The organism is Polyangium sp. y55x31, assembly GCF_029946505.1.
In the GTDB taxonomy this organism is placed as follows: domain Bacteria; phylum Myxococcota_A; class Polyangia; order Polyangiales; family Polyangiaceae; genus Polyangium.
Window position 1 is genome coordinate 51,511 of sequence record NZ_JARZHG010000044.1, and the last position, 18,600, is coordinate 70,110.

Consider the following 18,600-nt stretch of genomic DNA (forward strand, 5'->3'; position numbering starts at 1 on the left):
CCCGGGGCCTCCCCGATCGGTAGAGTCTCGCCGCCTGCCGGGCCCCTAGCCGGCGAACAGCGAACCCACGAGACTTCACGAGGACACGCGACCATGGCCTTCACGCTCCCCGATCTCCCCTATGCGAAGGATGCCCTCGCGCCGCACATCAGCGCCGAGACGCTCGAGTACCACCACGGCAAGCACCACAACGCCTACGTCACGAACCTCAACAAGCTCATCGACGGCAAGCCCGAGGCGTCGCTGTCGCTGGAGGAGATCATCCTCCGCTCGGACGGCGGCGTGTTCAACAACGCGGCCCAGGTCTGGAACCACACGTTCTACTGGCACTGCATGAAGCCGAATGGCGGCGGCGAGCCGACGGGCGATCTCGCCGACGCGATCAAGCGCGACTTCGGCTCGTTCGAGAAGTTCAAGGAGGAGTTCTCGAACGCAGCCGCGACGCAGTTCGGCTCGGGCTGGGCCTGGCTCGTCGAGAAGGACGGCAAGCTCGCCGTGACGAAGACGGGCAACGCGGATCTGCCGATGAAGCACGGCCAGAAGGCGCTGCTCACGATCGACGTGTGGGAGCACGCCTACTACATCGATTACCGGAACCTGCGTCCCAAGTACATCGAGACGTTCCTCACGAAGCTCGTGAACTGGGACTTCGCCACGAAGAACCTGCGGGGCTGAGCACTCGCCCCCATCCCCCCGGGCGCCCTCTCTCCCGCACGCGGGAGAGGGGGCGTTTCACTTTCCGCCTGCGGACGTGCAGGCTCGAACCTCCCACCGGAGAGCGGAGGCGCTTCAGGAGTCGTACGGCGACATCTGCGGATCGTCGGCGCCGGCGAGGTGCTTTTTCGCGCGAATGAGCTGGACCACGCCGCTCACGAAGAAGATGCCGCCGATGACGACCGGCCGGATCATGTCGCCCGCGACGCCGGCCACGATGACGGCCGCGCCAAAGACGATGCCGAGGACGCCGATGATGCGCATCTTCGTGGCGGCCGTCCGGCGAAGCTGAAGCTCCATCTCATCCATCGGTCGGGCCCTTCTTCGGCGTGCGGCGTCTGCCTTCCTTGAGGAAGAACTCCTCCACGAGCGCAGGGCGCGCCTTGTAGTGATCACGCAAGCGGCCATAGGCGCTCTCGAACTGCTCGCGGATGGCCCGGCGCGCCTCGAGCTCCTCGGCGAAGAGCGTGTCCACGAGCGCCTCCGCCTTCTCCTCGGCTTCGATGGCCTTCGCAAACGCCTCGTGCGCCGCGTCGAACCGAGCAAGCGCCTCGATCACGATGCCATGCGCAGAGAACTGCGCGATGCGCGCGCGCAGCGCCGGCAACCCAGCAAGCTGCGCCGCGCCCTCGGGATCGATCTCCGCGCCATACCCGTGCGGAAACACGATGATCTGCGCGCTGAGGGTGGGGACCTGTCGATCGAGCTTACCAAGGTCCGCGTCGATGTCGCGAATCGTGTTCTCGAGCTTGATCTCGGCATGATCAGCGAGCGCCGACGCCGCACTCGCATCATCCTCGGCATCCTCCACAGCCCGCGCCTTGGCCTTCAAGTCGGCATACTTCGCCGCCATCTCGGCATGCAGCTCCTGATGGATCGGAGCCCCGCCAGTCGTGAGCTTGGCGAGGTGATACTGAGCCGCCCGCTTGTGGAGCGGAGTGCCATCCGTAGGACGCAATCGACGCATGAAGCCTCCCGAACATGAACGAGGGGCAAGCAGGCTAACGGAAACGCAGGCAAAAGCGCAAGCACAGGAACGGAGAGGGCACACAACCGGCGGAAGGAGCATTGCACGGAGGGGGAGGCGTCGGAGGCAGCAAAGGAAGGCAGGTGCAAGCGCGGGGAATGAGGGCGGCAGGCCGCGGGAGGACGGTTGCGAGATGTCGCAAAGGTCATCCCGGCAAGGAGGCGGCGGCTGCGAGAAGCAGGAACGAGCGCGGAGGCAGCAGGAGGCGCACTGCGAGCGCGCGGAGGAGGCGTCCCTCGGAGGGTGGTGGTCGTTGCGAGGCGTCGCAGCGGTCGTTCCGGCAGGGATGGGAGCGGCTGCACGGAGGCGGAATGCAAAATCGGGGGCGGGACGAGGGGTGCGAGCGCGCGCGGGGCGTTGCCCCGCACCCCAGGAGGGGGCTGTCCGCCCCCTCCACCCCGGACCAGGCACGGCCTGGACCGAAGGCGGAGAAACTGCGCGATGCGCAGTTTCTCCGACGGGCCCGTGGCAAGACCATGGACGGCGTTGCCGATCGTGGCGGTCTCGGTTGGCCGCGTCGTTCGCCGGTCTTGACCTGGCCTGTTCGATGAACTGCGCATCGCGCAGTTCATCGACCCCGGGTCCAGCGCTTGCGCTGGTCCGGGTCCAGGGGTGGACAACCCCTGGTGGGGCCTGGGGCGAAGCCCCAGCGAAACGCCCTCAGATGACGTTCAGAATGGGGCGCGCGCGAGAGCCCTCGCGTTACGGCGCGTGGCGCGCAGCGAGCGCTGCGGTTCAATTTTCAAGCGAAGACGTTCCGTGATAGGGGTGAGATCTTCCTTCCCGGAGACAGCACACATGTCCACGCACGTTCGAACGACACTTGCCCTCGCCGTTTCCTTCGCGGGGCTCCTCGCGACCTCGGTCGCAGCCGCGCAGACCGAGCCCGAGCCCGCAGGCCGGCCCGTGAACAGCGGCTTCGCGCTCCAGACGAGTCTCATCAGCACGCCGCTCATGATCGACAACGACCTCGTCGGGTTCCCATCCTTCGAGGGCGGGCTGTCCATCGGCTACAAGTTCGATCGGTTCGTGATCGGCATCGGCTTCGACTTCTCGAACTGGAGCGAGACCGAAGATTTCACAGTGACCGATCCGAACACAGGCAACGAAGTCGAGGGCGAGCGCACGAGGCGCATGTATTCCTTCGTCGTGGCCCCAGAACTCCAGGTAGCCCTCGCAAGGTCCGCCGACAAACGAGCCGAGCTCTTCGGCGCAGTGTCCGTGGGCCTCGGGACGTGGGATTCGGTGACGACGACGGATCCCGATCCGTTCCCGCAGCCAGTGCCCGTCAACAACGAGCTGCGTCTGCGCGTGCGGTGGCGCGTGGCGCCAGGCGTGCGGTACTGGGTCCACCCGCACGTGGCCATGAGCCTCGTCACAGGCATCTCAGGCAACCACATGATCACCGAACCCGACAGCGGCACCGGCGGCCAGTCCGTCGGACTCACCGCGCTCTACACGCAGATCGGATTGCTTGGGGTGTTCTGAGGGGTGGCGTGGCGCCGGGGTTTCACCCCGGACCCCGACCAGGGGCTGTCCGCCCCTGGACCCGGACCAGCGCAAGCGCTGGACTCGGGGTCGATGAACTGCGCGATGCGCAGTTCATCGAACGAGCCGGCGAGCGACGTTGCCAGTCAAGACCCCTTCACCTGGCAACGCCGTCCCTGGTCTTGCCACCGGCCTGTGGGAAGAACTGCGCATCGCGCAGTTCTTCCCCAAAGGGTCCAGCGCTTGCGCTGGTCCGGGTCGAGGGGCGGATAGCCCCCGCGGGGCCCGGGGCAGCGCCCCGGCGCGGCGGCCCCAGGTCGGGGGGGGCTATACAAAACGCGCGGGATGAACGATACCGGTCGTGATGCGGCTCGACTTCGTGCACCTGCTCTCGGCGAGGCTCGATGCTGTGGAAGCTGCGCTGCTCGATCCGACGATCGTCTCGGCGTTTGGCGCGGGTTCGCGGGTGATCGCGTCTGCGGAGCTTCGCGCGTACGAGGATGCGGACGAGGTGGTGCGGCGTGAGGCGTTTTATGCGCTGAGGCCGGAGGCGTGGCCTGGGGCGGGGCGACGGTTGATGCCGCGGATCGCTTGGACGGAGCGTGTCACGTGGCGGCGGCGTGAGCATGGGGGGACGTTCGTGGTTGCGCCGGAGGTGCCTGCGCCGCTTGAACGGCGGGCGCGGTGCGAGGGGCGGTATGTGCTCGTGTCGCGCGGGCTGACGTGCACGGAGCGGCGGATCGAGGGTGTGCTCGTGATTGATGCGCCGTTCGTGGGGGCGCGCGCGGAGGCGCTGCTTGCGCCGATTCTGGCGACGTTTTTCGAGGAGGAGGCGCGGCTCGTCGGGGCGCGCGCGGAGGGCGCTTGAGCGGGGCGGCGTTCGAGGCTGACGGTGTGGCTTCGTTTGATGTGATCATCGTCGGCGCGGGCGTGTCGGGGCTTTGTTTGGCGCGGCTCTGGCTCCAGGCGAACACGCCTTTTCGATCGATCCTGGTGATTGACGGCGCGCGCGATGACGCGACGTTGCGCACGTTCTCGTTCTGGTCGCCGGTGGAGAGCGTGTTCGAATCGATTGTGCGTCATGCGTGGAAGGAGCTGCGGATCGTTGGGCAGGAGGCGATGCATGCCGTGCCGCTCGGGGAGTGCACGTATCGCACGTTGTTCTGGGCCGATTTGCAGCGGCTCGTGCTCGAGGAGATCCGGCGCGCGCCGCGGTGCCGGGTGATCGACGGGCGCGCGGAGGAGGTCGTGGACCGTGGGGACCACGTGACGGTGCGCGTCGGGGCCGAGGCGTTTTCTGCGAGGTGGGTGATGGATAGCCGCTTCCGGCTCGCGGATTTGCGGGTCGACGAGCGGCGATGGCATTCGTTGCGGCAACACTTCACGGGGGTTTTGCTGCGCGCGCCCGAAGGGACGTTTGATCCGAAGGCGGCGACGCTCTTCGATTTTCGCACGGGGCTCGCGGAGGGACGGTCGTTCTTTTATGTGTTGCCGTTCTCCGCGGAGGAGGCGCTCGTGGAGCTCGTGACGCTCGATCGGGAGGAGGCGGCGCCCGTGATCGAGCGGTATGTGCGCGGGACGCTGGGTCTTTCGAGTTACGAGGTGGTGGCGCGGGAGCACGGGACGAGCCCGATGACGGAGCAAGCGTTTGGCTGGCGCGCGTCGGGGAGGGTGCGGCGGCTGGGGATTGCGGCGGGGATGGTGAAGGCGTCGACGGGGTATGCGCTGACGCGGATCGAGGACGATTGCCGGGGGATCGTGCGATCGCTCGAGGAGCGTGGGGATCCGATGGCGCCGCCGCGGGGGTCCAGGCTGTATCGATTCCTCGACGGGGTCTTGCTCGAGCTGTGGGCGTCGCGGCCGGCGCTCTTGCCGGGGATCTTTCGGGTGCTGTTCACGAAAAACCCGGCGGATCGGGTGCTGCGATTCCTGGACGAGCGGGCGGGGATCGGGGATATCGTGCGGATCGTGATGACGCTGCCGTCGTGGCCGTTCCTCGCGGCGATGGGGCGGTGGGTGAGGAGGCGGTGGTTTGGTCGCGCCCAGGAATAAGCGTCGTGGCCCCGGCGTCGGCGGCGGGATGTTGCTCGCCGCTTCGTGGGATACGCGCGCGCTTCTGCTCGTCGCGCTGCTTCTGGCCTGCACGCGCGGAGAACCGCCGGGCTCGACGACCGGCGACGCCGCCGCGACCCCACCGAGCGCCGCTCCCTCGGCCACCGAGACGCCCGCGCCGACCCCCTCACCGGCCCCCGCGCCTCCGCCGAGTGCTGCCCCTCCGGACACGGACGCGGACGCGGCCGAGACCAAATACTGCGACCCCGAAAAACCCCCGCCGATTCCTTCGCCCGACACCAGGCTTTATGCCACCTGGCGGACGTTCCCCGTGGACCTCGGGGCGCATGGCGGCGCTGGCAAGCTCCGCGTGCTCGAGGATTCGCGCCTCACGCGGCCCGGGGCCGCCCGCGTCGGCACGCACCCGATCCTGCCGCCCTGCGATTGGCTGCCGAGCCGGGTCGAGCTGATCGATGAGAAGGGCGCCACGCTGCAGGTCGAGCGTTTCTCGCCGGAGCTCGACGTCGAGCTACGAACGATGGGCCCGGGGGCGTTCCTGATCGAGACGATCGAGCGCATTCAATGCCTGGCGAGCTGCTGGTGCGGCGACGGGCACGCTTTCTGGCGCATCCAGGGCGGGCGCCTCGTGCCGCACGAGGGGCGCGTGGTGGATCGGAAGCCCGCGGCAGGCACGCCCGGCGTCGGCGCGATGTTGAAGGTGCAGCCGGTGACGCATGGCTGCTACGAGAGCTCGCGTATCGAGACTCCGCCGGGTCGTCCTGCCGTGCTCGTCGTGAATCGCTCGGCCATGGGAACCTTCGTCACGGCGCAGGAGCGGCACTGGTTCGAGGACGGCGAGTGGCGGGCGAGCATCGTCGAACACAAGTGGCAGTAGCGCGCGGTTGACGCTGGCCGCCGGGGCTCCAGGAAATCCGAGGGGAGGTGCCCGATGCGGATACGTCCGTGGATGCTGGCCTGGGTGATGGGAGCGATGTTCGTCGGCGCGGGGAGCGAGGCACGCGCGGAGGATGCGGAGGACGGAGGCGCGGAGAGCGAGGTGCAAGGTGAGGCGTCGGATGCGCTGTTCGCGCAGGACATTTGCGAGCGGTGCCTGAGGATGTGCGCGCGGGGACGGTGTTTGCCCATCTGCATGCGGATCCGGTGCGCGGCGCCGGATTGGCGGAACCGGGTGTACCCGCGGGACTTGTGGTGGCGGGAGGACCTGCGGCCAGGGGGGCGGGGGACGGGCGTTCGCTGACACGCGCTTTCCCTTCTGCGCCCTCTGCGCTACGCCTCCCGCCCATGTCCTCCCTCCTCGCGCCCTGGACCCGCCCGCGTGACCCGTCCGAAAAACCCCTGCTCGCCGTGGGCACGATGAACTTCGGCAAGCGTACGCCCGAGCCGGAGAGCATCCGGCTCGTGCATCACGCGCTCGATCGCGGGCTCACGCTTTTCGATACGGCGAACGCCTACGTCGACGGAAACTCCGAGCGGATCCTGGGCAAGGCGCTCGCGGGGCGGCGCGACCAGGCCCTCGTCGCCACGAAGGTCGGGTTCGGGCGGACGGCCGGCAAGCCCGAGGGGCTCTCGCGGGCGCGCGTGCTCGCCGCCATCGACGAGAGCCTCGGGCGGCTCGGGATGGAGTTCGTCGACGTGTATTACCTCCACGTGCCGGATCCCGGGACGCCCATCGAGGAGACACTCGACGCCGTGCAGACGCTGCTCGTGTCGGGGAAGATCCGAGCGTGGGCCGTGTCGAATTACGCGTCGTGGCAGGTGCTCGAGATGTTCCACCTCGCCGAGCAGCGCGGGATGCCGAGGCCCGTGATGTCGCAGGTGCTTTACAACGTGCTCATCCGGCAGCTCGATATCGAGTACTTCCGGTTCGCGCAGAAGTACGGGCTGCACTCGACCGTGTACAATCCGCTCGCGGGAGGGCTGCTCTCGGGCAAACACGCGCCTTCCGCCGAGCCGCCGAAGGGGTCGCGGTTCGAGAAAAATCCGCTGTATCAACGGCGGTACTGGACCGATCGGTTCTTCGAGCTCGCCTCGGCTTATCGTGAGGTCGCCGAGAGCCATGGGATGACGCTCGTCGAGCTCGCTTATGCCTACGTCGCGGGGACGCCGGGCGTGGATTCGATCCTCGTCGGGCCCGGGTCGATCGAGCACCTCGACGCCGCGATCGACGCCTGCGCGAAGGTGCTGCCCGCCGAGGCGCGGCAGCGGGTCGACGAGCTTTACCGCGATTTCCAGGGAACCGACGCGAGATACGCGCGATGAGCTTCCTCGCGCAGGAGGCCTCGGCGGTCGATGTGCGGGCGGCCCTCGCCGAGCTCGCCGAGGTCGGGTTCGCGCGGCTCGGGCGCGTGCTCTCGGACGAGGGCATCACCACGCTCGCCGCGCGGGCCGAGGAGCTCATGCTCGGGCGCGTCGTGCACGAAGGGCTGTTTTTCCAGCACGACGCGGAGAGCGGGCGGTACGAGGATCTGCAGCGCGGGAAAGGGTGGATCGGGCCCTCGATCCATTATCGGAAGCTCGAAAAGCTGGAGAAGGATCCCATCTTTCGAGCTTTCCTCGGCAATGCGCTGTTCGAGCGAGTCACGCGGGCCATGACGGACGGATCCGTCACGTTGTATCGCGCGGTCCTGTTCAACAAGGCGGCACGGGCGGGGACGGCGCTGCCGTGGCATCAGGATGGCGGGAGTTTTTGGGGGCTCGATCGGGCGCCGCTCGTGCAGATCTGGACCGCGCTCGACGACGCGCCGGCCGAGGCGGGGTGCGTGGAGATCGTGCCGAGGTCGCATCACGGCGGGCTCGCGACGCCGCTCGGCGGGGTGATCCCGGAGGAGGTGACGCGCGCGGCCGCGGCCGAGGCGCGCTCCGTGCTCGTGCCCGCGCGCGCCGGGGAGGCGATGCTCATCCACAACGACGTCTGGCACCGGTCGGGGACGAATACGACGGGCAAGCCGCGGCGCGCCGTGACCGTGTGTTTTCTGCACGGCGAGACGCGGTGCGTGCGCAAGCGGCGGGCGCCGCGGAAGTTCGAGACGATTTTCGAGGCCCGTCAGCCGCTTCCCTGACGGTACGAGCCGGCCCAGCGGAAGGCGTCCGTGGGGGTGCCGAAGACGCGGCCGAACTTCGGCGCGTGCGCCTTGAGGAGGCTCTGGAGGCTCATCATCTGGAGGGCGTTGTCCGGGGAGACCACCGCGATCCGCCGCGAGGCCACTTCGAGCGCGCCGAACATCTCGCCGAGCGCGGCATCCGTGGCGGGGCCCCAGGCGACCGTCACCTCGCGAAGGTCCATGACGGCGCCACGCACGCGCACAGCGGGCTCACGGGCGACGCGCTGGAACACGCCGACCATCTCACGCGCGTAGGCCGCGCCGGCCTCGCGGCTCACGTCGGGCCGGCGCCAGACGCGGCACTCGGCCACCCCGTCTCCGAGGGTCATGCAGTAGTTGCCGCCCTCCGCGTATACCTCTCGCCCGAGCTCTGACGACACCCGTCGAAGCAAGAAGGAAATCCAGGGGTTGTCAAGGCCGAAGCTGACAACCGTCGCCCGACCAGCGCCCGCCCGCATCGGCACAGATCTGCGCCTGCGTGCGCGCCTCGCGCCACCACAGGATTTCGTCCATCGCGCCGGCGAACGGGAAAATGCCCTGCTCACGGCGGCCGATGAAGAGGTCGGACCGAAGCGGGCCGAGGAAGCCGCCTTGGTCCGTCTTGGTGAGGGCGCCGTTGATGTAGAGGGTGAGGGTGCGGCCGTCGTTCACGTAGGCGATATGGGTCCACTGGCAGACGGGGATCGAGCCGCAATCGCTGGTCACGTTCGTCGTGCCCGTAGACGCTCGCGAGAAGATGAGCTGCATGTCGCCGCAGCCCGCGTGCATGAGGACGTTGTCGTCGCTCTCGCCGGTCCCGCGGCTGACGGTCGAGCCCTCGACCAGGGGGTCGTTGAGCTCGGGGGCGATGCGGACCCAGAGCTCGATGGTCGCGGCGGTCGTGAAGTCGAGGCCGGGCGACGCCGGGACGCGGACGTGGCCTCCTGAAAACGAGAGCCCGCGCCCCACGCGACCCGGCGCCCCGCGAACGAGGCCCGAGCTCGTGGCGGCGCCGTGATGGCCATGGCCGGAGCTGTCGAGCACGGGGCCATCGGCCTCCTCGAAGCGATACCAGGCCGCGAGGCCGGGCGGCGCAGGGCCGAGGAAGGGAGCGGGCAGGGGAGCGGGGGCGGCGTTGCAATCAGCCGCGGCGATCTGCAGGGCGCCGGTGTTGGTCCGCGGAGGCGGCGCGTCTCCAGCGATTTCGAGCGGCCTCGGGGATGCGGGATCGGGCGGCGGCGGAGGCGGGGCCGTAGCGCATCCGAAGAGCGGGGCGGCGAGGAGCAGGGGCGGAAGGAAGCGCGGCGCGGGGGACATCGCGGGTGGAGCTTCCGTCGAGGGAGCGGGGGAGGTCAAGCCATGGGGATGGAAATCGAGGGAGCACTGCCGCATCATGGGTGCATGCTTCGAGCGCTTTTCTTGCTTTTGGGGTGTCTGTTTTTCGGGGGCTGCGGCAGCGCGGTTGTGGAGGCCGGAAGCGGCGGAAGCGGCGGCAGCGGCGGCGGCGGAAGCGGAGGCGGCGGAAACGGCGGCGGAGGCGGGATCGGCGGAAGCGGCGGCGGGATGTGCGTACCCGGGTCCGACGAGCCTTCTCCCGTTCAGCCGAGCTGCGCGGACATCGCGGGGATCGAGCTTCGGGAGGTCACCATGAAGGACGGGGTCTTGGAGGCGGGCGGGAGTACCGTGATGTCGATGAACCTCGTGGAGACCACCGGCAAGGGCTTTTTCGGGTATCCCGGCGTGGTCTTTTCCAGCCCGGACCCCGGCGTCGAGGTCAGCGAGCCTTTCTGGCTGTATGGCATCTCCGCCTGCGACTCGGTCCCCGTGGAGGGCTACGTGAACATCGCGAGTGATGTCACTCCGGGGACCATCGTGACGGTCGTGGCGCAGGTGGGCATTTTGAACGAAAACTGCCCCAACGCGTACAAGGTCCCGGTACCGATCGAGGTACATTGATGGGCAAACGCGACCGCCAGCAAATCCGGACGCTGAAGATGCCGGATGGCGAGAAGGTCGAGTTCGACGCGCAGGGGCGCGTGCTCATGTCGCGGTCCTCGCAGGTGATGCTCGCGGTCATGATGATCGTGATCGGCTGCATTCTCCTCGGGTTGCCGTGGATGATCCGGAGCCAGGCGCAGACGCGGGCGGAGCGGCTGGCGCGCATGCGCACGTTCTCCGAGGCGACGTGCACGATCAAGGATATCGTCTGGGGAGAGCCGGATCCGGAATACGGGACGACGCGGGTCTCCGTCGATTACCAGGTGCACGTCCCGGGGCAGACGGGGACGTACATCGCGAGCGGGGTCTCCTGGGAAGGGACCACGCTTGCCAGCGGCGACGCGGATTGGAGAAAGCGCGAGCTTTTGCCAGGCAAGCGGGTGCCGTGCTGGTACGATCCGGCCGATCCGACGGAGGCGCTGCTCATCAAGGCGAATGCAGAGGTCCCGCCGCCGATGGGCATCGGGCTCTTGCTGGGGCTCTCGGCGGCGGGGTTGCTCTTCGCCTGGGCGGGGATCGCGACGTTGCGCACGAAAAAACGTCTCGCCCTCGGCGGGAACGACGATTGAGGTTTCGGAAAGAACACTCGCCCGCGTCGCGGTAGGGTACGGGCACGGGGCGCGCGGGCGCAAAGCGCATCGCGCTCGAATCGGACGATGGGCGGCGAGCGGGGTCTCGACCTCGCCGGCGCCTTCCCGCAGCACCTCTCGCGCGACGTCCCGGTGAGGCTGTGTATGCCCTTCTCGAACGGAGGGGTACGGGCGCTGCATACGCCACGGGCATCAGCTCGATACAGAGCTGAACAGGGGATTCTCGTGACTTACCGGGAATCGAGGCGACGGCGAGACCAAGCAGCAAAAGGGGGCATTTATGCTACGAGCAATCTGCTTGTTTCTGGGGTTCACCTTCGTTGCCGCGCTGAGCGGCAGCGCGGCCAGTGCCGAGGCGCTATCGCCAGGGGAGGAGTCCCCGACGCAGGAGTTGAGAGAGGCTGAAGGGACAGCAGAGGCGCCTGCTCCGCTGCGCATGGCCTGGTACAAATGCGCTGACGAGGGGGGATGGTGTGTATTTTCAGGGACGCGCCGGGTGGCGTACGGAGCGAACGGCGTATTCAACTACATAACGAACACCGGCGGAGTCCCCTGCAACAACGATACATTCGGCGATCCGATCGTGGGCGTCCGCAAGTCGTGCTATGTGACGGACTGAGCCCCAGCCTGTGTTCTGCCCCCCTCGGAACGCCCAGCGAGCGAGGGGGCGGCCGTACGGGCACGCGTTTTCGAGCCTTTTCGGGGCGCGTACCTCGCCGACGACCAGGGCGACGTGTCGCTACTCGATGCAACACAAGGAGCCGGTCCAGTGCTTGCCGGCCCCATTGCAACTCGCAAACGAACCCGCAACGCACGTCGACGCTTCGACGCAGCACAAGGAGCCGGTCCAGTGTTCCTTCGCGTCGTTGCAGTAGGCGTACGAACCCGCGACGCACGTCGACGCTTCGACGCAGCACGAGGAGCCGGTCCAGTGTTCCTTCGCGTCGTTGCAGTAGGCGTACGAACCCGCAACGCACGTGGGCTGGTTCTCGACGCAGCACGAGGAGCCGGTCCAGTGCTCCAGCGCGTCGTTGCAGTAGGCATACGAACCCGCAGCGCACGTGGGCTGGTTCTCGACGCAGCACGAGGAGCCGGTCCAGTGTTCCTTCGCGTCGTTGCAGTAGGCGTACGAACCCGCAGCGCACGTGGGCTGGTTTTCGACGCAGCACAAGGAGCCGGTCCAGTGTTCCTTCGCGTCATTGCAGTAGGCGTACGAACCCGCAGCGCACGTGGGCTGGTTCTCGACGCAGCACAAGGAGCCGGTCCAGTACTCCAGCGCATCGTTGCAGTAGGCGAGCGAACCCGCAACGCAGACCGTGAGCGCCTCCTGTGCCTCGCCGATGTCATCGGACTGCTCGACCAAAATATTGTCGGATGTCGCCGTGCAGGAGATCGCTCCGAGAACGAGGACCATGGAAAGGCTCATTGCGTGAATGATTTTCATGAGTGTTTCCTTCAGGTAGCCGTACACGACATCCAAAATGGACGTGCTGTGTCGGCCCCAAAGCATGAGAATCACCGCCGCGTCGTGCAGCGCGGCTGCTGCATGCGCGCGGGAATCGCTTGAAATCGTTTGCAGTCGTTGGCAATCCACGTGCCAGCCAAGCCCATCATCCACCCAGCGTCGAGCTGTTCGATCGAGCTCTCCACATCCGCACCGGCGCCCCATCAGCGGTTGAATAGAACCATCAACGGACAGCGAAGTGGTTGGAAGGAACCATCGCCATCAGGGAGCTGCGTCGGATGCTCCCGGGCCGGGGAGGGGGTTTGGGAGCCCGGAGACGCCCGTCGACGGCCTGCCCGGGGGGGTTTTTCAGCCTTCGGCGGGTTCTTCCGGGGCCGGATTGAATGTTCGACTGGAAATCCACGTCAGGGGACGACGTGAGCACGAATTTTTGTCTATTGTCCGTCGGTCTTGCAGTTTTGCTGGTTGGCTGTACGTCACCACGTTCCGCAGACGAGGCGACAGGCGCGGTCATGTCGTCGCCCCCTGTGCACATGTGCTTCGCGGATGAAAAAGGGGCGCCGCTCGTGGGAGCACGCGTGACGTCCGAAGCCCTGCACACCGTCCCCGGTTCCGTCTACAAGTGGGAATCAGCTATGCCCGCCGGACCTGCTCTCCCTGAGGTCATCACCGGGCCCGACGGATGTGGTGAGATCCGATGGCTGTCGCAGCTCGACTCCGGTCCGACGTGGAGTCAGCTCACCGTGAGGCCCGCGGATCAGGGGCCCGATGGATGGGGAGCCATCTGCTCGAGGCCACGGCCGTCTGAGCCTCATCAGGCCGAGGTCGAGGAAGGCAAATCCCTTCGCTGGCAGGTCACGCCGCAGCATTGTGTTTTGATGCCTGCACCCGAATGAGCCTTCGGGTCGGCCCTGTGGGAGCCGATCTCGCGGGCATCGAATCGTTCAAAAACGACGCGGGTGGCGATTGCGTTTTCAATGAAAACATTCCCCCGCGCCGCGGTAGGTGAGCGCGCGGGATTCGACGCGGTCGCCGCGGACGAGGAGGTAGTCGCGGAAAAACGTGGCGAGCTCGCCGGCCTTGGCGTGGCGGAAGAAGACGGGATCGCCGGGCGCGAGTGTCACGTGCGGCGGGACGGCGAGCGGGGTCTGGACTTCGCCGGCGCCTTCGAGATCGAGCAAGGCGAGGCCTTCGGGTAAATACGGAATCGGGAGGCGATCCGGGCCGGCGGCGCCCGAGGCGACGAGGCCGCCGCCCTGGCACGTGACGAAGCCGGGCGCAGGTCGCCGTGTCACCTGGAGGGCGAAGAAGGCGGCCGGCTCGGGGCGGAAATCGTCGTAATGGTCGAAGAGGTGGCTGCCGAGGAAGCCGGAGCCGACGGTGATTTCGGTGAGCGAGGGGTCGGCGAGGGAGGAGGCGACGCTGCCGGTGCCGCCGCCGTTGAAGAGGGGGATCGGGAGGCGGCGGCGCTCGAATTCGGCGGTGATCTCGTGCCGCAGCGTGGTGACGGCGGTGCAGGCGATTCGCTTGAAGGCGCGTTTCGCGCCGGGCGGGAGGGGGCCGAGCGGAGTCTGGTCGGGCGTCCCGGCGATGTGCGCCTCGTAGCCGAGGAGGCCGGCGAATTCGAGGTGGCGGGACGAGGCCACACGTTCGGCGAAATCGGCGACGCCGCGGGCCTCGTGGAGCGGGCTGCGGCGGACGCCGAGGTGCACACGGCCGCCGAGGCGGCGGAGGGAGACGTCGATGTCGACGACGACCGGGATGCGGACGCCGTGCGAGGCGGCGGCAACTTCGAGGACGTCGAGGTGGATGGGCTCCTCGACGGCAATGGAGACGCGTTTTCCTTCGTGGTTCGCCTCGGCGAGCAGGCGCGCGTCGGCGGGCTGGGCCGTGGGGTAGGCAATGAGGATGTCGTCGAAGCCCTGCGCCGCGAGGTAGCGGGCCTCGGCGGGAGCATACGCCATGAGGCCGCGGAACGAGGGGCCGCCGCGGTTCAGGATGTGGCGAATGAGATCGACCGATCGAACGGATTTCGTGCCGATCCGGAGGGTTTTTCCGTGGCTGCCGCGGACGAGCGAAGTGATGGCATCGACGTTCGCGTCGACGGCGTCGAGATCCACGAGGGCGACGGGCAAGGCCTCGCCGGCGAGGGTTTTCCGGTAACGATCGTAGCGGTGCTGGCGGGTTTCCATGGCGTCAATCACAAGCCGCGTTCAAGGGTCCCGCCGACGGAACGCGCGGCGTGCCTTTGGAAAAGCTTTCGAGGAAACATTGCATCTGATGTTTCGGGGGCTCGGTCTGGAAGACGACCTCGTGCCCGTCCTCGATGCCGTCTTCCGGATGTTGCACCACGACCGCGGTGGACCCAGAGGCGTTGCCCGACGCGGGCAGGGAGATCTCGCTGCGACCATCGAGCGAGAGGAGCGCGGAGAGCGGGGTGTACCCGGAGAGCTCGGGGTGCGAGGCGTCGAGCGGCGGGCCGGCGAGATCGAGGCCGAGCGAGACGCTCATCGGGTTCGCGATCGGCGGCAGGATGTAATGGTCGACGATGCCCTGCATCATGAGGACGTGCCGCGGGGGGCCCTCGTTCTCGCGCAGGATCCGCGAGGCGTAAGGTTGCACGTCGGCGGGTTCGCCGGCCCATTGCAGGAGGTTCAGGAGCGGATCGACCTCGGTGAGCGAATATCCCGTGCCGCTGACGCCGACGAGGGACTCGGCGAGCGGGCGCGTGGCGAGAGGTTTTTGCTTGTGGACGATGTTCGCGAGGAAGCTCGCGCCCGCGCCGCTCAGGAGCAAGGCGCGGACACGCGGCTCGAAGGCCGCGGTGAGCGGGACGATCGAGGCGCCCATCGAATGGCCCATGAGCGCGAGGGTATTCGTGTCGAATCGGGCTTTCCCATTGGCCGCGTCCGCGCCGGGGCAATCGGCGACGTCGATTTCGATGCCGCCGAGGACGTGCGTGAGCAGGCCGAGCTCGGCCGCGGATTGGCGGATGTTGTCGCGGAGGGCGACGGGGTTTCCCACGTTGAAGACGAGGAACTGCTCGTCGCCGCCGGTCTTGTTGCGCAGGCCGCCGTGGGGGCCGTCGGCGCTCGCACCCGCGAAGCCAGCGCGGGCGAAGGTGAGCGCGGGGCCGGCGCCAGGTTCGAGCGCAGGGCCGCCGGGTTCGGCGCGGACGCCGCGATCGACGAGGGGCCGCTCGCCGCCCGCGCCCGTGCGCGAGAAAAGGACGATGGGGTATCCCGCAGGAGGCATCGGGCGGCGCGGGACCGTGACGACGAAGTTTGCCTCCTCGAACCGCTGGAAGACGGGTTTGCCCGCGGCGTCGAAGACCCAGTTGCCGCCGGCCGAGGTGTAGGGAGGTTCCCCGCTTTGATAGACGGGCAAACCGATCGTGGTTTCGTATACGCAATAATCGTCGAAGACCTCGTTCCGCGCGAACGGCGACGTCGGCGCGGGGAGCGGATCGGCGAGCATGGCCTCGGCGACACGCGCGTAATCGTCCGTGGGCGCGGCTGTGGTGAAGACGGTGAGCGCGGCGATTTCCTCCGCCGGGATGCCGGCTTCGTCGAGGGCCACGAGCGCTTGCGTATAGGTGGCGAGCGCCGCGTCGGACATGCCGGCCGGGGCTTTGCCGGCGCGTAGATCGGCCATCGCAGGGGTGATGCCGAGCGGCGCGCCGTCGCGATCCGTGAGGGAGGTCCGGACGACCGCGGCATAGGTGGTGTTCGCGCGGAGCGGGATCCCTTGCACCGGGAGAAGGGCGAGCAGGTTCGGCGCGCCGTACGGGCCGCCGTCTTCGAGGAAATGGGCGGAGATGGGGTAGCGGCGGAGGTAATCCGGGGCAGACGCGGAGACGCCGAGGAGGAGGGCAGGGGCCTCGGGCGCGAGGCTGCCCGTCGGCGTGACGAGCTCGCCTGCGGGCAAGGGGCCGTCGAGGCCGAAGTAGATGGCCGTGGTGGTGCCGAAGCCGCGGACGGCGCCGGCAAGGTCGATCATCTGCGCGGCGATGCCGTTGGTCGAAGGGTTCGGGAAGGCCGAAAGATCGGCCGTGCCGCTGGCCGTGAGGCGCGCGTCGCTCGGGAAAGGCGCGCCGAAGAAGCCGCTGCTCCCGGTGAAGTCGAAGGCGATGCGGGTGCGCTCCGGGGCCGGGGGGTTCGTCCCGGAGGGGCCGCAGCCGAGGCCCGTCGTAGCGAGGGCCAGGGCGGCGGCGCAGAGGTGTGTGGAGACGCGTGGGCGGGCGAACGCGCGCGGCATGAAGGCCACTTTCGCCGTGGCCGGCGCGCGTGTCCAGGCTCTAGCGCGTGAGGGAATGGTTGCGGAAGCGGCGCGGGGGCTCGTCGCCGCCGAGAGGAGCGCGGCCCCGAGGCCGAGGCGCCGGGCGCGCGTGCGTGTCGCCGTTCGACTCGGGCATGGGCCGGATGCGGACGCGCGGATCCCGCTCGTCCGGGCGCGCCGCCGAGCGGGCGAAGTCCGAAGCGACGGGCGTCGCGACCTCGACGCTCGACGAGAAGTCGCCGACGTGAATGGCGCCGACCTGATCGCTGCGAATGCCGCCGCGCCGGCACACGAGCGCGAGGAGCCGCCGCGGATCAGCGCCATGCCGGCCGCCCCAGCTCACCTGGAACGGGACGAATGCGCCCGCGTTCGGCGCGTTTCGCGGGGAACGAGGCTCCGGAGGACGGCGCGGGAGCGGCTCGTGCGGGACGAGCGGGGTGACGGGCAGCGGCGCGGCCGGGCCGGTGTGGCGGGAGCGGGTGAGCAGCGTGGTGACGAGCACGGCCGGATCCATGTCGGCGAGCAAGGACGCCGCGAGGGCCTGGAGCCGCGGATCGGCAGGCTCGGCCGCGGGGGCGCGGAGCTCGGCGGCGAGGCGCGCGTCGGCCTCGCGAAGAACGTCCTCGGGCGAGGGCGCGGCCGACCAGGTGGCGCGGATGCCAGCGCCGCGGAAGAGGCGGGCCACGTAGTCGCGGGCCTGCGGCGGGACGAGCATCACGCTCGTGCCCTTGCGCCCGGCCCGGCCGGTGCGGCCGCTGCGATGGGTGAAGGTCTCCGGATCGCTCGGGGGATCGGCGTGGATGACGCGGCCGACGTCGGGGATGTCGAGGCCGCGCGCGGCCACGTCGGTCGCGACGAGCGTGGTCACGGCGCCCGAGCGGAAGGCCGCGAGGGTGCGGGTGCGCTCGCGTTGCTCGAGCTCGCCGCTCAGCGCGCGCGCCGAAAAACCGGCCTGCCCGAGGCGCTCGGCGAGCTCGGCCGCGCCCTCGCGGGTGCGGACGAAGACGAGCGCGCGCTCCGTGGGCGCGAGGAGGAGCAAGTTCACGACCGCGCCGTCACGCTCGTCGGGTTTGACCAGGTGCGCGACGTGCGTGATGTCCTGGTTCGCCTCGCCGAGGCTCGTGCCCTCGACGGCGACGGCGTCCTTCTGGTAGCGGTTCGCCAGGGCCGAGACCTCGCGGGAGAACGTGGCCGCGACGAGGTGGGTGCGGCGCTCCTCGGGCATCTTGCCGAGGATGGTCTCGAGCTCCTCGCGGAAGCCCATGTCGAGCATCTGATCGGCCTCGTCGAGCACGGCCGCGCAGACGCGCGACGGATCGATCGAGCCGCGCTCGAGGTGGTCGACGAGCCGTCCGGGCGTGCCCACGACGACGAGCGGGCCCTGGCGGAGATTGTAGAGCTCCTGCGGGATGCTGGTCCCGCCGGTGACGGCGCAGACGGCCGCGCCGAGGGGCCGGAAGAGCCACGAGAGCTCGCGGGCGAGCTGGGCGGCGAGCTCGCGCGTCGGAGCGATCACGATCGTGGCAGGCGTCGCCGTAGCGGACGGCGTGGAGGCCGGGGCCGCGCTCGCACGCTCCGCCACGATACGCTCGAGGTCGGGGGCGAGGACGAGGCCGATGGCGACGGTTTTGCCCGAGCCGGTCTGCGAGAAGAGGCGCAGATCGCGTCCCGCGTGGGCGGGGTCGAGCACGGCTTGCTGAATCGGGGTGAGGGTCGTGTAGCCGCGGCTCTGGAAGGCAGCCGCGAGGGCAGGCGAAAGGGCTTCGATTTCGGTCATCGGATGCGGAGCGGGGGGCGTTACGCGAAGGAGCTCGGTTCGTCCGAGCGGCGCCCCCACGTAGAAAGGCGCGCACCGTAGCAGCTCGGACGACGGATCGCCCGGAGTTT

Annotated in this window: 17 protein-coding genes; 9 read left to right on the top strand and 8 right to left on the bottom strand. The window is 68.8% G+C overall.

Features of this window, described 5'->3' with window-relative positions; all coding sequences use genetic code 11:
* Positions 1-93 precede the first annotated feature (93 nt).
* Positions 94-675 carry a superoxide dismutase gene (locus QHF84_RS43110; protein ID WP_281319417.1) on the top strand — a complete coding sequence of 194 codons (582 nt, stop codon included), beginning with the start codon at positions 94-96 and terminating at the stop codon, positions 673-675.
* Between the two features lie 114 nt (positions 676-789).
* On the opposite strand, the gene QHF84_RS43115 is transcribed toward QHF84_RS43110, so the two are convergent.
* Together QHF84_RS43115 and QHF84_RS43120 are read right to left on the bottom strand one after the other, a co-directional pair.
* Complete coding sequence (locus tag QHF84_RS43115) at positions 790-1,023, bottom strand: hypothetical protein (RefSeq protein WP_281319418.1); 234 nt, start codon at positions 1,021-1,023, stop codon at positions 790-792.
* Entirely contained in the window at positions 1,016-1,681 is a 666-nt protein-coding gene (locus QHF84_RS43120; protein ID WP_281319419.1) for a hypothetical protein, read from the bottom strand. Before QHF84_RS43120 ends, QHF84_RS43115 begins: the two co-directional genes overlap by 8 nt.
* An 858-nt stretch (positions 1,682-2,539) precedes the next feature.
* Here QHF84_RS43120 and QHF84_RS43125 point away from each other — a divergent pair.
* The 6 genes from QHF84_RS43125 to QHF84_RS43150 all read left to right on the top strand — a co-directional run bounded on the left by QHF84_RS43125 (position 2,540) and on the right by QHF84_RS43150 (position 8,361).
* Positions 2,540-3,229, top strand: a complete 690-nt coding sequence (locus QHF84_RS43125; protein WP_281319420.1) for a hypothetical protein — start codon at positions 2,540-2,542, stop codon at positions 3,227-3,229.
* A 364-nt stretch (positions 3,230-3,593) separates the two neighbouring features.
* The gene (locus QHF84_RS43130; RefSeq protein WP_281319452.1) at positions 3,594-4,097 is read left to right on the top strand and encodes a DUF2505 family protein; all 504 of its coding nucleotides are present in this window, start codon (positions 3,594-3,596) and stop codon (positions 4,095-4,097) included.
* A gap of 26 nt (positions 4,098-4,123) precedes the next feature.
* Positions 4,124-5,281: a lycopene cyclase family protein gene (locus QHF84_RS43135; protein ID WP_281319421.1), complete on the top strand. Its 1,158-nt coding sequence runs from the start codon at positions 4,124-4,126 to the stop codon at positions 5,279-5,281.
* A 28-nt stretch (positions 5,282-5,309) separates the two neighbouring features.
* On the top strand, positions 5,310-6,176 hold the full coding sequence (locus QHF84_RS43140; protein WP_281319422.1) for a hypothetical protein: 867 nt from the start codon (positions 5,310-5,312) through the stop codon (positions 6,174-6,176).
* A gap of 407 nt (positions 6,177-6,583) precedes the next feature.
* A complete protein-coding gene (locus tag QHF84_RS43145) occupies positions 6,584-7,561 on the top strand; it encodes an aldo/keto reductase (protein ID WP_281319423.1) in 978 nt (325 codons plus the stop codon).
* Complete coding sequence (locus QHF84_RS43150) at positions 7,558-8,361, top strand: phytanoyl-CoA dioxygenase family protein (protein WP_281319424.1); 804 nt, start codon at positions 7,558-7,560, stop codon at positions 8,359-8,361. The genes QHF84_RS43145 and QHF84_RS43150 overlap by 4 nt, the downstream gene beginning before the upstream one ends.
* On the opposite strand, the gene QHF84_RS43155 is transcribed toward QHF84_RS43150, so the two are convergent.
* Positions 8,346-8,783: a hypothetical protein gene (locus QHF84_RS43155; protein WP_281319425.1), complete on the bottom strand. Its 438-nt coding sequence runs from the start codon at positions 8,781-8,783 to the stop codon at positions 8,346-8,348. The genes QHF84_RS43150 and QHF84_RS43155 overlap by 16 nt on opposite strands.
* Before the next feature lie 31 nt (positions 8,784-8,814).
* On the bottom strand, positions 8,815-9,699 hold the full coding sequence (locus QHF84_RS43160) for a LamG domain-containing protein (RefSeq protein ID WP_281319426.1): 885 nt from the start codon (positions 9,697-9,699) through the stop codon (positions 8,815-8,817).
* 84 nt (positions 9,700-9,783) lie between these two features.
* On the opposite strand from QHF84_RS43160, the gene QHF84_RS43165 reads away from it, so the two are divergent.
* Positions 9,784-10,338 (top strand): hypothetical protein, encoded by a 555-nt coding sequence (locus tag QHF84_RS43165; RefSeq protein WP_281319427.1) that lies wholly within the window; start codon positions 9,784-9,786, stop codon positions 10,336-10,338.
* Positions 10,338-10,949: a DUF3592 domain-containing protein gene (locus tag QHF84_RS43170; protein ID WP_281319428.1), complete on the top strand. Its 612-nt coding sequence runs from the start codon at positions 10,338-10,340 to the stop codon at positions 10,947-10,949. Before QHF84_RS43165 ends, QHF84_RS43170 begins: the two co-directional genes overlap by 1 nt.
* Before the next feature lie 760 nt (positions 10,950-11,709).
* Here the strand turns inward: QHF84_RS43170 and QHF84_RS43175 are convergent.
* The 4 genes from QHF84_RS43175 to QHF84_RS43190 form a co-directional block, all read right to left on the bottom strand.
* Positions 11,710-12,414, bottom strand: coding sequence for a hypothetical protein (locus tag QHF84_RS43175; RefSeq protein ID WP_281319429.1), 705 nt, complete (start codon positions 12,412-12,414; stop codon positions 11,710-11,712).
* 995 nt (positions 12,415-13,409) lie between these two features.
* A complete protein-coding gene (locus QHF84_RS43180; RefSeq protein ID WP_281319430.1) occupies positions 13,410-14,627 on the bottom strand; it encodes an alanine racemase in 1,218 nt (405 codons plus the stop codon).
* Positions 14,628-14,631: 4 nt separating this feature from the next.
* Entirely contained in the window at positions 14,632-16,692 is a 2,061-nt protein-coding gene (locus QHF84_RS43185) for a hypothetical protein (protein WP_281319431.1), read from the bottom strand.
* A 40-nt stretch (positions 16,693-16,732) separates the two neighbouring features.
* Positions 16,733-18,490 (bottom strand): DEAD/DEAH box helicase, encoded by a 1,758-nt coding sequence (locus QHF84_RS43190; RefSeq protein ID WP_281319432.1) that lies wholly within the window; start codon positions 18,488-18,490, stop codon positions 16,733-16,735.
* Between the last annotated feature and the right edge of the window lie 110 nt (positions 18,491-18,600).

Bases quoted from the DNA above. Each gene is read 5' to 3' on its own strand.
- QHF84_RS43140 (WP_281319422.1), top strand. From the start codon at position 5,310: ATGTTGCTCGCCGCTTCGTGGGATACGCGCGCGCTTCTGCTCGTCGCG.
- QHF84_RS43175 (WP_281319429.1), bottom strand. From the start codon at position 12,414: ATGAAAATCATTCACGCAATGAGCCTTTCCATGGTCCTCGTTCTCGGA.
- QHF84_RS43115 (WP_281319418.1), bottom strand. From the start codon at position 1,023: ATGGATGAGATGGAGCTTCAGCTTCGCCGGACGGCCGCCACGAAGATG.
- QHF84_RS43165 (WP_281319427.1), top strand. From the start codon at position 9,784: ATGCTTCGAGCGCTTTTCTTGCTTTTGGGGTGTCTGTTTTTCGGGGGC.
- QHF84_RS43110 (WP_281319417.1), top strand. From the start codon at position 94: ATGGCCTTCACGCTCCCCGATCTCCCCTATGCGAAGGATGCCCTCGCG.
- QHF84_RS43150 (WP_281319424.1), top strand. From the start codon at position 7,558: ATGAGCTTCCTCGCGCAGGAGGCCTCGGCGGTCGATGTGCGGGCGGCC.
- QHF84_RS43120 (WP_281319419.1), bottom strand. From the start codon at position 1,681: ATGCGTCGATTGCGTCCTACGGATGGCACTCCGCTCCACAAGCGGGCG.
- QHF84_RS43160 (WP_281319426.1), bottom strand. From the start codon at position 9,699: ATGTCCCCCGCGCCGCGCTTCCTTCCGCCCCTGCTCCTCGCCGCCCCG.
- QHF84_RS43180 (WP_281319430.1), bottom strand. From the start codon at position 14,627: ATGGAAACCCGCCAGCACCGCTACGATCGTTACCGGAAAACCCTCGCC.
- QHF84_RS43185 (WP_281319431.1), bottom strand. From the start codon at position 16,692: ATGCCGCGCGCGTTCGCCCGCCCACGCGTCTCCACACACCTCTGCGCC.
- QHF84_RS43145 (WP_281319423.1), top strand. From the start codon at position 6,584: ATGTCCTCCCTCCTCGCGCCCTGGACCCGCCCGCGTGACCCGTCCGAA.
- QHF84_RS43170 (WP_281319428.1), top strand. From the start codon at position 10,338: ATGGGCAAACGCGACCGCCAGCAAATCCGGACGCTGAAGATGCCGGAT.
- QHF84_RS43130 (WP_281319452.1), top strand. From the start codon at position 3,594: ATGCGGCTCGACTTCGTGCACCTGCTCTCGGCGAGGCTCGATGCTGTG.
- QHF84_RS43125 (WP_281319420.1), top strand. From the start codon at position 2,540: ATGTCCACGCACGTTCGAACGACACTTGCCCTCGCCGTTTCCTTCGCG.
- QHF84_RS43190 (WP_281319432.1), bottom strand. From the start codon at position 18,490: ATGACCGAAATCGAAGCCCTTTCGCCTGCCCTCGCGGCTGCCTTCCAG.